General features: G+C 65.2%; 13 protein-coding genes. 4 read left to right on the top strand and 9 right to left on the bottom strand.

Translation table 11 applies throughout. The annotated features are described in order from the left end of the window. The 9 genes from AB7Z56_RS32580 to AB7Z56_RS32540 all read right to left on the bottom strand — a co-directional run bounded on the left by AB7Z56_RS32580 (position 1) and on the right by AB7Z56_RS32540 (position 10,377). On the bottom strand, positions 1 to 1,101 hold the full coding sequence (locus AB7Z56_RS32580; RefSeq protein ID WP_063984753.1) for an ABC transporter ATP-binding protein: 1,101 nt from the start codon (positions 1,099 to 1,101) through the stop codon (positions 1 to 3). After that, complete coding sequence (locus AB7Z56_RS32575) at positions 1,101 to 2,090, bottom strand: ABC transporter ATP-binding protein (RefSeq protein WP_063984752.1); 990 nt, start codon at positions 2,088 to 2,090, stop codon at positions 1,101 to 1,103. Before AB7Z56_RS32575 ends, AB7Z56_RS32580 begins: the two co-directional genes overlap by 1 nt. Further along, on the bottom strand, positions 2,087 to 2,797 hold the full coding sequence (locus AB7Z56_RS32570) for a DUF1028 domain-containing protein (protein ID WP_063984751.1): 711 nt from the start codon (positions 2,795 to 2,797) through the stop codon (positions 2,087 to 2,089). The genes AB7Z56_RS32575 and AB7Z56_RS32570 overlap by 4 nt, the downstream gene beginning before the upstream one ends. 9 nt (positions 2,798 to 2,806) lie before the next feature. Beyond that, the gene (locus AB7Z56_RS32565) at positions 2,807 to 4,612 is read right to left on the bottom strand and encodes a gamma-glutamyltransferase family protein (RefSeq protein WP_441256729.1); all 1,806 of its coding nucleotides are present in this window, start codon (positions 4,610 to 4,612) and stop codon (positions 2,807 to 2,809) included. A gap of 87 nt (positions 4,613 to 4,699) precedes the next feature. After that, entirely contained in the window at positions 4,700 to 5,689 is a 990-nt protein-coding gene (locus AB7Z56_RS32560) for an ABC transporter ATP-binding protein (RefSeq protein WP_085404388.1), read from the bottom strand. Continuing rightward, positions 5,686 to 6,672: an ABC transporter ATP-binding protein gene (locus tag AB7Z56_RS32555; protein WP_063984748.1), complete on the bottom strand. Its 987-nt coding sequence runs from the start codon at positions 6,670 to 6,672 to the stop codon at positions 5,686 to 5,688. The genes AB7Z56_RS32560 and AB7Z56_RS32555 overlap by 4 nt, the downstream gene beginning before the upstream one ends. 42 nt (positions 6,673 to 6,714) lie before the next feature. Next, positions 6,715 to 7,686, bottom strand: coding sequence for an ABC transporter permease (locus AB7Z56_RS32550; protein WP_063984747.1), 972 nt, complete (start codon positions 7,684 to 7,686; stop codon positions 6,715 to 6,717). A gap of 10 nt (positions 7,687 to 7,696) precedes the next feature. Then, on the bottom strand, positions 7,697 to 8,677 hold the full coding sequence (locus AB7Z56_RS32545) for an ABC transporter permease (protein ID WP_063984746.1): 981 nt from the start codon (positions 8,675 to 8,677) through the stop codon (positions 7,697 to 7,699). A gap of 104 nt (positions 8,678 to 8,781) precedes the next feature. Further along, positions 8,782 to 10,377 (bottom strand): ABC transporter substrate-binding protein, encoded by a 1,596-nt coding sequence (locus AB7Z56_RS32540; protein ID WP_063984745.1) that lies wholly within the window; start codon positions 10,375 to 10,377, stop codon positions 8,782 to 8,784. Positions 10,378 to 10,762: 385 nt separating this feature from the next. Between AB7Z56_RS32540 and AB7Z56_RS32535 the strand changes: the two genes are divergently transcribed. Genes AB7Z56_RS32535 through AB7Z56_RS32520 form a run of 4 tightly spaced genes read left to right on the top strand, consistent with a single transcriptional unit; the run spans position 10,763 to position 14,424 of the window. After that, a complete protein-coding gene (locus AB7Z56_RS32535; RefSeq protein WP_063984744.1) occupies positions 10,763 to 11,020 on the top strand; it encodes a DUF6489 family protein in 258 nt (85 codons plus the stop codon). Further along, positions 11,021 to 11,821, top strand: a complete 801-nt coding sequence (locus AB7Z56_RS32530; protein WP_063984743.1) for an esterase/lipase family protein — start codon at positions 11,021 to 11,023, stop codon at positions 11,819 to 11,821. Between the two features lie 46 nt (positions 11,822 to 11,867). Next, a complete protein-coding gene (locus AB7Z56_RS32525) occupies positions 11,868 to 13,418 on the top strand; it encodes a WS/DGAT/MGAT family O-acyltransferase (RefSeq protein WP_028157105.1) in 1,551 nt (516 codons plus the stop codon). 10 nt (positions 13,419 to 13,428) lie between these two features. Next, positions 13,429 to 14,424: an alpha/beta fold hydrolase gene (locus AB7Z56_RS32520; protein ID WP_063984742.1), complete on the top strand. Its 996-nt coding sequence runs from the start codon at positions 13,429 to 13,431 to the stop codon at positions 14,422 to 14,424. Positions 14,425 to 14,429 lie beyond the last annotated feature (5 nt).

Here is a 14,429-nt window from a genome sequence, read left to right as displayed (position 1 = left end):
CTATGCCGGGTCCGTTCCCAATGAACTAACCCCGCTGCCGCGGACTGCTTCCGGGCCCCCGCTGAAGGCGGCGACCAATTTTTCAAGGACCGGCGAGAAGCCGCCGTCGGACGGGACGATCGCCGCGGAGGACGGCAGTTCCGACGTTCGGTGACAGGCCGTTGCATGTCCGATGCCATCCGGCACGAGCTGCGGCATTTCACTGCGGCAGCGGTCGATCACGTAGGGGCAGCGGGTGTGGAAGCGGCAACCCGGCGGCGGGCTGAGTGCGCTGGGGATCTCTCCCTGCAGCACAATTCGGCTGCGCTTTGCCCGCGGTTTAGGCATGGGGATCGCGGACAGCAGCGCACGGCTGTAGGGATGGCGGGGTGCCGCGAACAGGGCGTCCGCCTCGGCAGTCTCGACGATCTGGCCGAGATTCATCACGGCGACATGGTCGGCGATGTGCTTGACCACGGCGAGGTCATGCGAGACGAAGATATAGGCCAGCCCAAGCCGGTCCTGAAGCTCGCGCAGCAGGTTCAGGATCTGCGAGCGGATCGAGACGTCCAGCGCCGAGACCGGCTCATCGCAGATGATCAGTTTTGGTTCGACCGCGAGCGCGCGGGCAATGGCGATGCGCTGGCGTTGGCCGCCGGAGAATTCGTGCGGATAACGCCGCTCGAGCCGTGGCTCGAGGCCGACCAGCCGCAAGATTTCCGCGACGCGCTCGCGCCGTTGCGCCGGCGGTACCAGATCGTGCAGCGCCAGCGGCTCGGTGAGAATCTGGCCGACCGTCATGCGCGGATTGAGCGAGGCGTAGGGGTCCTGGAAAATGATCTGTGCTTCGCGGCGGAAGGCGCGGAGCGCCGCGGCGTCCAGCGAGAGCAGGTCACGGCCGGCGAAACGCACCGTGCCTGCATCCGGCTCGATCAGCCGCAGCACCAGGCGACTGACGGTGGATTTGCCGCAACCGGATTCGCCGACCAGGGCCAGCGTCTTGCCGGCGTCGAGAGAGAAGCTGACGCCATCGACCGCTTTGACATGCCCCAGTGCCCGGCCGAACAGCGAGCGCCCGGCGACAAAATGCTTGACCAGGCCTTCGACCTCGAGAAGCGCCATCACGACACCAGAAGTTCGAGCGGTGCGCGGATGCAGCGCGAGAGGTGGCCGGGGCTGACCTCGACCAGCGGTGGCGGCACCTCCGTGCAGGCGTCCAGCACGAAGGGGCAGCGCGCGGCGAAACGGCAGCCGGCGGGTGGCTGCGCCATGTTCGGCACCATGCCTTCGATCGTGGCCAGCTGCTCGGCGCGGTGGTCGAGCCGCGGGATCGAGCCCAGCAGGCCGACGGTGTAGGGATGCTGCGGCATCGCGAACAGCTCGTCGACCGGCGCGCGCTCGACGATCTCGCCGGCATACATCACCGCGACCTCGTCGCAGACTTCGGCGACAACACCGAGATCGTGGGTGATCAGGATGATGGCGGCGCCGCTCGCCGCCTTCAGTTCGCGCATCAGCTCCAAGATCTGCGCCTGCAGGGTGACGTCGAGCGCGGTGGTCGGCTCGTCCGCGATCAGCAGCCGCGGGTCGCAGGCCAGCGCCATCGCGATCATCACGCGCTGGCGCATGCCGCCGGAGAGCTTGTGCGGATATTCGTCGATCCGCCGCTCCGGCGAGGGGATGTGGACGCGGCGCAAGAGCTCGATGGCCCGCTCGCGCGCGCTGCGCCGTGAGCCGCCGCGGTGGCGCAGAATGGTCTCGATGATCTGGTCGCCGATGGTGAAGCTCGGGTTGAGCGACGTCATCGGCTCCTGAAAAATCATCGCGAGCCGGTTGCCGCGGAGATCGCGCAGCGTCTGGTCAGGAGTCTTCAGCAGGTCGAAGCCGTCGAAGCGGATTGCGCCCGAGATCTCCGCGCTTTGCTTCGGCAGCAAACCCATGATCGCCAGCGACGTCACGCTCTTGCCGCAACCGGATTCGCCGACGAGGCCGAGCGTCGCGCCATTGGCGACGCTGAGATCGACGCTGTCGACGGCGTGGGTCACGCGGCCGTCGTCGCCGTGGAAGCGGATGCGCAGATCCTTGATCTCGATGAGAGGACTTGCGCTCATGATTGCCTTGCTCGGCTCGCAGCAATGCTGGCGTCGATGACGCTGCGATCGGTGTTGCCTGCCGGGTTCTGCCGCGTCGGCATGGAAGAGCGGAAATGCACCCAGAGTTCCTGACTGACGCGCTCCAGCCGTTCGAGTTCGCCCAGCGGATCGGGATGATCGTCGGCGCGAATGTCCAGCGCCGGCCATTCCTCCTCGCCGTGGATCAGGAGCGCAGCGGATTGCTTGCCGCGCTTGTCGCCGCCGGCGGCCTCGCCCGCGCGCATGGCGGCGAGCAGGCGGCGCGGGAAGGGCAGGCTGTCATTGGCGATATAGGTCTTCGCGGTCTCGTCGAGCACGTCGGCGCCGGCCAGCATGTTGCCGGCAATGGAGAAGCCGCTGCCGGCGATGTGTCCGCACCAGTCGACGCAGTCGCGCCCGGTATGCGCGGCGATCGCGCCGCTGGCGTCCATGATGTGGATCTGGCGGCTCTCGCGGCCGTCGTCGGTCGCGAGCTGGGTGGCGAGAACGTCATGCGCGTTCAGGCCCTCGCGCAGCAGCTTGACGCCGTCGATGCCATAATAGGGATTGACGAAGGCCTGGGTCGCGATGGCGCCGAGACCGGCCGCGATGTAGGGCACGCGCGCGCCGACAGCGAAGAAGCGGGTCGCTACCGCGATGCCAAACTGGCCGGTGGCAGGGTCTCGCGCGATGATCGACCAGGTCATGTGCTGCCTTCAGCGCCCTGCGGCGTAGCCCTGCATGCCGCGCGGGTTGGCGGCGGCGCGGCGGCGCACCCCGACGCGCGAGGCCGCGGTGAGGCGACCTTCCGACCAGTCGGGGCCGACCTCGACAATGTGTCCGCGCTCGCGAAGGTTCTCGATCGTCGCCTTCGGCACGCGGTTCTCGACCACGAGCACGCCGGGGCGCGCGGTGCGCGGCCAGAACGAGATCGGGAAATGCTCGGAGTGCCAGGCCGGCGCATCGATCGCTTCCTGGAGATTGAGGTTGCAATGGACGTGCCGTAGGAAGAACTGCGTGATCCACTGATCCTGCTGGTCGCCGCCGGGCGAGCCCCAGGCCAGATACGGCTCGCCGTCGCGTAGCGCCATGGTCGGCGACAGCGTCGTGCGCGGCCGCTTGCCCGGCGCAAGCGCTGCGGGATGGTCTTCCTCCAGCCAGAACATCTGCGCGCGGCTGCCGAGGCAGAAGCCGAGCTCCGGAATAATCGGTGAGGATTGCAGCCAGCCGCCCGATGGCGTCGAGGACACCATGTTGCCGGCCTTGTCGATGATGTCGAAATGCACGGTGTCGCCGCGCACTTCGCCGAAACGCCCGACTGTCGGCTCGCCCGCGCCAAGCGCGCCGACCGCCTCGCGCTGCCCCTCGGCGCGGCGCAGCTTGACCACGCCGCCAAAACCTTCGACCGAACCGGGGAGGAAGTCGAGCGATGCCTTCTCTGAGATCAGTTTGCGGCGTTCGTCGTTATAGGCATCCGACAGCAGCGTCGCGATCGGGATCTCGCTGAACTTGGGATCGCCGTAGAATTTTTCGCGGTCGGCGAAGGCCAGCTTGGCGCATTCGATCTGGAGGTGGATGAATTCCGGCCCGGTCGGATCGAGCCCGTCGAGCGCAAAGCCCTTGAGCAGCGCGAGCTGCTGGAGCGTCACCGGACCCTGGCTCCAGACGCCGGCTTTGCAGACCGTGTAGCGCCCGTAGTCGTAGGTGAGCGGTGCCTCGATCGTCGGCTGCCAACGCGCCATGTCGTCGGCCGAGAGCACGCCGCGATGCGGCGAGCCGCTGACATCCATCACCTCCTGGGTGCGGCAGAACTTGTCGATGGCTTCCGCAACGAAACCTTGCGACCAGGCCTTTCGCGCGCGCTCGATCTCGGCGTCGCGGTCACCGCCGCCGCTCTCGGCTTCGCTGAGAATGCGGGCGTAGGTCGCAGCCAGCGTCTTGTTGGTGAAGAGCGTGCCGGGCCTCGGCACTTCGCCATTGGGCAGATAGACCGCGGCCGAGGTCGGCCAATGCTTGCGGAACAGTTGCTCGACGGTCTGGATCGTGGCGCAGGCGCGCTCGACCAGCGGATAGCCGTCGCGCGCGTAGGAGATGGCTGGCTCCAGCACGTCGCGCACGCGCATCGTGCCGTGGTCGCGCAGCAGCATCATCCAGGATTCGAACGTGCCGGGGACGCAGGCCGCGAGCAGGCCGGTGCCGGGCACCATGTCGAGGCCTTCGCTCTTGTAGTGGGCGATGGTGGCGCGCGCCGGCGCCGGGCCCTGGCCGCAGATCACCTCGGTGCGTGCGCGTTTGACGTCATGCACGATGATGGGCACGTCTCCGCCCGGGCCGTTCAAATGCGGCTCGACGACCTGGAGCGTGAACGCTGTGGCGACGCCGGCGTCGAAGGCATTGCCGCCCTTTTCCAGGATGGCCATGCCGACCGCGGTCGCGATCCAGTGTGTGGTGGCGACGACCCCGAATGTGCCCTCGATCTCGGGGCGCGTCGTGAAGGGATCGGGATTGACGTTGCTGGCCATGGGATTTCGCTACCTTATTTGTCGCGCGCGCAATTGATCACAGGCGATGCCGTGCCGCCAATGCGTGGACCGCATGGCACGCGCGCGTCACGCCGGGACCGGCGCGGTGTTCACCGCATGGCAGGCGACGCCGGCGATCAGTTCCGGGGCTTCCTTGCGGCAGAGATCGAACGCCAGCGGGCAGCGCGGATTGAAGGCGCAGCCGGGCGGCGGATTGATCGGATTCGGGATCTCGCCCTTCACCGGAATACGCTGGCGGCCCGACATTGCGAGATCGGGCACGGCGCCCAGCAGCATCTTGGTGTAGGGCATGCGCGGTCTGGCGAACAGCTCGCGTCCCTCCGCGATCTCGACGATGCGGCCGAGATACATCACGCCGACGCGGCTCGCCATGTGGCGGACCACGGCGAGGTTGTGGCTGATGAACATGTAGGTCAGGCCGAACTTGTCCTGGAGGTCGCGCATCAGGTTCAGGATCTGCGCCTGCACGGAGACATCGAGCGCCGAGGTCGGCTCGTCGCAGACGATGAACTCCGCATCGGAGGCGAGCGCTCGCGCGATCGCGATGCGCTGGCGCTGGCCGCCGGAGAATTCGTGTGGAAATTTCAACCGGTCGTCGGGATGCAGCCCGACAAGGCTGAGCAATTCGCCGACGCGCGCCTGGATATCGCGCTCGCCCTGGATCAGGTCGAAAGCGCGGATCGGCTCGGAGATGATGGCATCGACCCGGAAGCGCGGGTTCAGGCTCGCATAGGGGTCCTGGAAGATCATCTGGATGCGGCGGCGCAGTTTTCGCCGCGCCTGCGCCTGCCGTGGATCGGTCATCGAGATGCCGTCGATCAGCACGTTGCCGGAACTCGGCGGCAGCAGGCCGACCACCATTCGCGCCACCGTGGTCTTGCCCGAGCCGGACTCGCCGACCAGAGCAAAGGTCTCGCCCTTCCTGATGTCGAAGCTAACGTGATCGACAGCCTTGAGATATTCGAGATGCCCGCCTTCGAGCACGCGGTTGAGCCAGGGTTTTGAGACGTCGAAGACGCGGCGCAGATTTGTGGCCTGGACGAAAGGCGTGCTCATGCCGCGCTCTCCGCAGGCACGGTGTCGTAGAGATGGCAGGCAACGGATTGTGTGCCGCGCGATAGTGGCTCCGGCCGTTCAACCCGGCAGCGATCGAAGGCGAAGGCGCAGCGCGGATTGAACGAGCAGCCACGCGGGATCGCCGATAGGCGCGGCATGGAGCCGGGGATCTGCACCAGGCGCTTGTCGTCCCCGGCAAGCGTCGGAATCGCGCCCATCAGGCCCTTGGCGTAAGGGTGCAGCGGATTCCTGACGACGTCCTGTACCGGGCCGATCTCGGCGACGCGGCCGGCATACATCACCGCGACGCGGTCGGAGGTCTCCGCGATCACGCCCATGTCGTGGGTCACCAGCATCACGGCGGTGCCGTGATCGCGCCCGAGCCGCTTGATCAGGGAGATGATCTGCGCCTGCACGGAGACATCGAGCGCGGTGGTCGGCTCGTCCGCGATGATCAGTTCGGGCTCGGCGCAGATCGCCAGCGCAATCACAACGCGCTGGCGCATGCCGCCGGAGAATTCGTGGGGATAGCCGTCGATGCGCTTTTCCGGCGCGGGAATACCGACCTCGGCGAGCAGGTCGATGGCGCGGCGGCGGGCGGCCGCCTCGGACAGGTTCAGGTGGGTTTTGATCGTCTCGATGATCTGGTCGCCGACGCGGTACAGCGGATTGAGCGAGGTGAGGGGATCCTGGAAGATCATGCCGATCCGTTTTCCCCGGATGCGGCGTATCTGCTCGGCGGGCAAATTGTCGATGCGCTGGCCGGCGAGACGAATCTCACCGCCGGCGATGCGGCCGGGCGGATCGATCAGGCCGATCACCGCCAGGCCGGTGACGGACTTGCCGGCGCCGGATTCGCCGACCACGCCGAGCACCTCGCCCTTGGCGATGTCGAAGGAGACGCCGTCGATCGCGCGCAGCGTGCCGCGGCGGGAGGCGAACTCGACCTGAAGATTGCGCACGGAGAGAACGGGTTCGGTCATGGGCGAGGCGATTTCATCGAAGCTTTGCTCATCGAGTCTTGCTCATCGAAGTTTCGGGTTGAGCGCGTCGCGCAGCCAGTCGCCGAGCAGGTTGATCGACAGGATCAGCGCGGCGAGCGCAAGCCCGGGGAAGGCGACGATCCACCATTCGCCCGCGAACAGATAGTTGTTGCCGATGCGGATCAGCGTCCCGAGCGACGGCATGGTGTCGGGCAGGCCGACACCGAGGAAGGACAGGGTCGCCTCGGTGATGATGGCAAGCGCGAGGTTGATGGTGGCAATGACCAGGATCGGTCCCATCGTGTTGGGCAGCACGTGCCGCAGCATGATTTTTGGTGCGGGCAGGCCGATCAGCTGCGCTGCGGCCACGTAGTCCTTGTTCTTCTCGACCATCACGGAACCGCGCACGGTCCGGGCATATCCGACCCAGAAACTAAGCCCGATCGAGATGACCAGCACCACCAGCATGCTGTTGGCATCCAGCCGGTTGCCGAGGATCGATTTCGCGATGCCGTTGACCAGCAGCGCGATCAGAATGGCGGGGAAAGTGAGCTGCACGTCGGCGATCCGCATGATCACGCCGTCGACCGCGCCCCCGAAATAGCCGGCGGTCAGGCCGAGCGCGATTCCGAGCGCGCCGGCGAAGACCACGCCGGCGACACCGACGGCGAGCGAGATGCGCAAGCCATACAGGATGGCGGAGAACACGTCGCGGCCCTGCTCGTCGGTGCCGAGCAGGAACGGGCTCTGGCCGTCGGCGGTCCAGAGCGGTGAGATCCGCGAGTTCATCAATTGCAGCTGCGCCGGATCGAACGGGTTCTGCACCGCGAGCGCGGATGCAAAGATCGCGAGCAGGAAGAACAGCACGGTAATGGCCGCCGCCACCATGGTCAGCTTGGAGCGGCGGAACGAATAGAAGATGTCGCTGTCGAGCGCGCGGCTGAGCCAGCTCCGGGCGGCATGCGTCGGCAGCGTGCTCGGCTTGTCGGAATTTGAGGCGACTACGTCGGACATGAAGGCTGCCTCATGCGGCGCGGCCGATGGTCGAGCGCAGGCGCGGATCGACCACGGTGTAGAGGATGTCGACCACCAGATTGATGGTGACGAAAATCAGAGAGACCATCAGCAGGTAGGCGGCCATAATCGGGATATCGACGTTTTGCACGGCCTGCACGAACAGAAGTCCCATGCCGGGCCATTGGAATACGGTTTCGGTGATGATCGAAAATGCAATAACCGAGCCAAACTGCAGTCCGGCCACCGTGATGACGGGAATGAGCGTGTTCTTCAGCGCGTGGCCGAAATGGATGGCACGGGTGGTCAGCCCGCGGGCGCGAGCGAAGCGAATATAGTCGGTTCGAAGCACTTCCAGCATTTCGGCGCGCACCAGCCGCATGATCAGGGTCATCTGGAACAGGCCGAGCGTGATCGAGGGCATGATCAGCGCCTTCAGGCCCGACAGCGTGAGCAGCCCCGTCGTCCACCAGCCGAGCTTGACCACCTCGCCGCGACCGAACGAGGGCAACCAGCCCAATGTCACCGCGAACAGATAGATCAGGAGAATGCCGATCAGGAAAGTCGGCAACGAGATGCCGATCAGCGAAACCGCCTGGAATAATTTGGCGAGCACGGTGTCGCGTTTGAGCGCCGAATAGACGCCCATCAGGATGCCGAACACCATTGCGAATACGGTCGCGCAGATCGCCAGTTCCAGCGTCGCGGGCATGCGCTCCATCAACAGCGTAGAGACCGGCTGGCGGAACTGATAGGAGACGCCGAATTTGAACTGCGCGGCGTTGCCGAAATAGCGGACGAACTGCACCGGCACGGGATCATCGAGGCCGAGCGATTTGCGCACGGCTTCGCGTTCGGCCGCCGACGTATCGATCGAGACGATCTGGTTGACCGGGTCGCCGGCGAAGCGGAACATCGAGAACGCGATGATGCCGACGGCGAACATGACGCCGATGGCCTGAAGGGCGCGGCGAAGAGTGAAAGCGAGCATGCCTTCCACTATCCTTGGGTGTGCGTTTGGCTGACGTCTTTGTCAGCCGGAAAAGGAAAGGTCCCGGAAGCCTGACGCTGCCGGGACCTCGTGTTCAACTGTCGCTATTCCTTCTTGGTCGCCCAGTGGAACATGACCAGATTGTCGGCGCGCTGCGGCAGGTTGACCTTCTTTGATACGCCCCAAGCCAGCGCCTGCTGGTGCAGCGGGATGTAGGACCAGTCCTTGTTGCCGATTTCGTAGGCCTGCTTGATCAGCTGGTTGCGCTCGGCGGTGTCGGTTTCGACCAGCACCTTGTCGGTGATGGCGTCGAACTCCTTGTTGCAGTAACCGCCGAGATTGGCTTCGCCGCGCGAGGATTTGGCATCGTCGCGGCAGCCCATGATGTCAAAGAGCACGTTGTGGGAATCCATCGTGCTCGGCGTCCAGCCCAGCATGTAGAACGAGGTCTGGTAGCCGCCTTGCTTCAACACCTTGGCGAAGTATTGCGCCTTGGGCTGCGCCAGCAGATTGATCTTGACGCCGATGCGGGCGAGCATGCCGACGACGGCCTGGCAGATCGCGGCGTCGTTGACGTAGCGATCGTTCGGGCAATCCATGGTGACCTCGAAGCCGTCGGGGTAGCCGGCCTCGGTCAGGAGCTTCTTGGCGCCTTCAGGGTCGAATTTCGGCCGGGTGAACTCCTTGGACAGCAGGAACAATTCCGGAGCGATCATCAACGCCGACGGCGTCGACAGCCCGCGCATCACGCGCGTCTTGATCAGCTCGATGTCGATCGCCTTGTAGAAGGCCTCGCGGACGCGGATGTCCTTGAATGGGTTCTTGCCCTTGATGCTGGAGTAGAGCAACTCGTCGCGGACTTGATCGAAGCCGATGAAGATGGTGCGCAGCTCCGCCCCCTTCAGCACCTGGGCGTTCGGGCTCGAATCGACGCGGGAGATGTCCTGGATCGGCACCGGCTCAATGACGTCGACTTCGCCCGACAGCAGCGCGGCGACGCGGGTGGCGTCGGAGGCGATCGGGGTGAAGATGATCTCCTTCAGGTTACCTTCGACCTTGCCCCAGTAATTGGGGTTGGCCTTGAACACCGTCTTCACGCCGGGCTGGTGGCTCTCGATGACGAAGGGACCGGTGCCGTTCTCGTGGAGCGAGGCGTAGCTCGGCGTGGTCGCCGCCACCGGCGTCGGGTCGACGACGTTGTTCTCCTCGGCCCATTTCTTGTCCATGATGTACCAGACATCCCACGCGTTATGCAGGATGGGATTGGGCGAGGGCAGGACGAAATCGACGGTGTAGTCGTCGACCTTGATCACCTTGACGTCCGGAGCAAGGCGGGTCTGCATGTTGGACCCCTTCTTGCGGACGCGATCGGCCGAGAACAGCACGTCGTCGGCGGTGAAGGGATCGCCGTTGTGGAATTTCACGCCTTTGCGCAAATGGAAGCGCCAGCGGGTCGGCTCCGGGGTTTCCCAGCTTTCCGCCAGCGCCGGAATGATCTTGAGGTCCTTGTCGCGCGCGGTGAGGCCTTGATAGACGTGACCGAGATGGGCGTGGGTGGTGCTCTCGTTGAGCGTATAGGGATCGAGCGACTTCAGGTCACCCTGGTTGGCATAACGTAGCGTCTGGCTCGACGCCGGCGAGACCGCCAACGCAAGCGTACCGGCGAGCGTCGCCGCAAACAGAGTTCGACCGACTGACATTCTTGACCCTCTCCACTCTGCCGCGCCGTGATTTTTGATTGTTCGGCGGGCGTCCCAATCCATGTTGCCCAGAGTTCACGACCCGTGCAAGCGCCATTCCAGCAAGGAACGCGCCAAGTTGCGCCGCTGTGCAGCAATGCTGGCCGACAATCTGGCGGCGAGGGGTTCGCGGGCGATATTCGACTTTCGATCGGTGAAGTCCCCGGCCGCGGGGCCCTCGTGCCCCGCCGGGCGCCGAGGAAGCGGGCTCATGGCGGGCGCGATTTCATTGACCATATCCGCCGATCGCGGAAGCAAGGCCGGCCGCCAGCCTCAGGTCGCTTGCGTTGCACACCGTCTCGCGGCGATACTGCGACAGGCCGCTCGAATCTCATCTGGAGGGGACATGAAAGTTAACATCGAAATTGACTGCACCCCCCTTGAAGCCCGCCAGTTCTTCGGACTACCCGACGTGATGCCGATGCAGACCGCCGTGATGGACAAGTTGCAACAGCAGATGATGTCCAACATCGACAAGGTCTCGCCGGAATCGCTGATCCAGAGCTGGTTCACCTTCGATCCCAAGATCGCCGAGCGGTTTCAGGACATGTTCGTCACCATGGCCGGTCTCGGCAGCCCGCGCAGCAGCGACAAGAAGAAATAAATGTCGCCCGGGCCGGACGAGCCGCAGGGGTCGGGCCGGCTTCGTCCGCCGAGCCTCGGCCTGCTGCTGGCCGAAGCCCGTGGACTTTTCGAATTCAACGCCAGCGTAATGCTGTCGCCGCTCCTGATGCGCGCGCCCAGGGGCGACGGCCATCCGGTGCTGGCACTGCCGGGCTTTCTTGCCAGCGATCTCTCGATGGCACCGATGCGGCGCTATCTCAGCGAGCTCGGCTATGAGGCGCATGCCTGGCGGATGGGGCGCAATCTCGGTGGGCTGGAACGGATGAGGGAAGCCCTGCGCGCGCGCCTTGCCGAAATCCACGCCACGAGCGGACGCAAGGTCAGCCTGGTCGGTTGGAGTCTCGGCGGCGTCTATGCCCGCGATCTCGCGCTCCAGGCGCCCGAGATGGTCCGCTACGTCGTCACGCTCGGCAGCCCGTTTGCCGACGACGTGCGGGCGACCAACGCCACGCGGCTGTACGAAGCGCTGACCGGCGAGCGTGTCGAGGATTTCGCCGAACTGCGCGAGGCGATCGCCGGCGATCTGCCGGTGCCGGCGACGTCGATCTATTCGCGCGCCGACGGTATCGTGAACTGGCGAACCTGTTTGTTGCGTCCCTCCGACCGCGCCGAGAACATCGAGGTGCACCTGGCGAGCCATATCGGGCTCGGCGTGAACCCCGCGGCGCTGTGGGCCGTGGCGGACCGCCTGGCCCAACCGGAGGGGGAGTTCTGGCCGTTCGACCGGGCAGGGCCGTTTGCCATTGCATATGCCCCGCCGGAACGGGCAGTATCGGCCTGACGAGAAGCGCCGGCAAAGGCGCCCGTCAAAACGAGCGGAGGGAACTATGGCTGACGGTAAGAAGCTGTCGTCGCTGGACGCATCATTTCTCTATCTGGAAACGCCGGAGATGCCGATGCATGTCGGCAGCATGGCGATCTTTCGCCTGCCTGACGACTACAAGGGCGACTTCTTCGAAGACTTCAAGGCGATGATCGTCTCGCGCTTGCACATCGCGCCGATCCTGAAGGCGCGGCTGGAGAAGGCGCCGCTCGATATCGATCATCCCTCCTGGGTCGAGGACGACCAGTTCGACATCGACCGCCACATCTTCCGCGCCAGCCTGCCGCAGCCGCGCGACCGCGCCACGCTCGAACGCATCGTCGGCTGGATGCACGCCAAGCTCTTGAACCGCGCCCGGCCGCTCTGGGAGTTCTACGTGTTCGAGGGCATGAAGGACAACGAGGTCGGGCTCTATTCCAAGATGCACCACGCCGCCATCGACGGCGGCGCCGGGGCGGCGCTGACCAACATGATCTACGATATCTCGCCCACCCCCCGGAAGGTCGATCCGCCGACGGCGGGCAGCAAGCCCGGACAGGAGCCGCGCGACATCGCCGCCAACCTGCTCGATTCCTATCAGCAGCTCTTCACCCAGCCGCTCGATGCCTCGGCCGCCGCGAAGAACCTGCAACTGCCGCGCACGGGCAAGAGCGACATCGGCTCGATCCTGTTCGACAATGCGATGTACCAGATCGAGAGTGCGGTGCGCTTCGCCGGCAACATCCCGACCATGGTCAAGAGCGTCTCCGACGTGCTCGGCAAGATCTCCGATCCGAAATCCCGGGAAAGCCTCGCCAGCATGGTGTCGCCGCCGACCATGCTGAACAAGACGATTTCCTCGGAACGCAGCTTTGCCGGCGTCTCGATCTCGCTGTCGCGTTCGAAGGCGCTCGCCAAGCAGGCCGGCGGCAAGCTCAACGACGTGGTGCTGGCGCTCGCCTCCGGCGTGGTCCGGCGCTACCTCCAGCAATATGGCACGTTGCCGGCGAAATCGCTGACCGCCGCCGTGCCGATCTCGCTGCGCGAGGAAGGCAACACCGAGGCCAACAACCAGGTGTTCGGCATGATCTGCTCGATCGCGACCAATATCGACGATCCCAAGGCGCGGCTGGAGGCGATCATCGCGCAGTCGACCAAGTCCAAGGAGATGTCGCATCCGTTGCGGGCCCTGATGCCGCAGATTTCCAACATCTCGATGCTGGGTGCGCCGATGATGGTGCAGGTTTTGGCGCTGCTCTACAGCCGCTCGAACCTGTCGGATGTGCTGCCGCCGGCGGCCAACATCACGGTGTCCAACGTGCCGGGGCCGCGGCAGACGCTCTATGCCGCCGGCGCGGAGCTGTTGCACATCTTCCCGGTGTCGATCTCGACGCATGGGCAGGCGCTCAACATCACCGTGCAGAGCTATCGCGACCAGCTCGACTTCGGCTTCATCGTCGGCGCCAACATCATTCCGCACGTGCAGGTGATGTGCGACATGCTGCCGGAGGAGTTCGCCGCGCTGGAGGCGGCCTACGCGCCGCCGGCGGCCGACGTCAAGGGCGCCGCAGAGTAGGAATATTGCGATGATTGAGATGCCACCGCTCAAGTTCGTGCAGACGAACGGAATCCGCATGGGCTACTACGAGGCGGGCCCGGTCAGCGACAAGCCGCCGATGGTGCTGTGCCACGGTTGGCCGGAACTCGCCTTCTCCTGGCGTCACCAGATCAAGGCGCTGAGCGAGGCCGGCATCCGGGTGATCGCGCCGGACCAGCGCGGCTATGGCGCGACCGACCGGCCCGAGCCGGTCGAGGCCTACGACATCGAACATCTGACCGACGACCTCGTTGGGCTCCTCGATCATCTCCAGATCGACAAGGCCATCTTCGTCGGTCACGACTGGGGCGGCTTCATCGTCTGGCAGATGCCGCTGCGGCACATCGACCGGGTTGCGGGGGTGGTCGGCATCAACACGCCTCATACCAACCGTGCCTGGGCCGATCCGATCGAGCTTCTGCGCGCTCGCTTCGGCGACAAGATGTACATCGTGCAGTTCCAGGATCCGGCGCGCGAACCCGACCGGATCTTCGGCAATCGCGTCGAGCAGACATTCGATGCGTTCATGCGCAAGCCGGCGCCACGCCCGCCCGATGCGCCGGCAGAGGAAGTGATTGCCGGCGTGGGCGCCTCGCCGCGGGTCAATCTGGCGTTTCCGCAGATGATTGCGGCTTACGACGCGAAGCACGATCCGCGCACGCCGATCCTGTCGCCGGAAGAGAAAAAGGTGTTCGTCGACAATTTCACCAGAACGGGCTTCACCGGCGGCATCAACTGGTACCGCAACATGTCGCGCAACTGGACGCGCGCCGAAGGGCTCGATCATACGGTGCGCGTGCCGTCGCTGATGATCATGGCCGAGAACGACGCGGTGTTGCCGCCGTCTTCCGCCGACGGCATGGACAAGCTGATTCCCGATCTCGAAAAATATCTGGTCCGCGACAGCGGCCATTGGACGCAGCAGGAGAAGCCGGAAGAGGTCAGCGCCAAGCTGATCGAATGGCGTAGAAGGCGGTTTGGCTAGCGCTC

The organism is Bradyrhizobium sp. 482_C4_N1_8 (assembly GCF_052075965.1).
GTDB lineage: Bacteria > Pseudomonadota > Alphaproteobacteria > Rhizobiales > Xanthobacteraceae > Bradyrhizobium > Bradyrhizobium barranii.
This window is presented reverse-complemented; position numbering and strand designations above follow the sequence as displayed.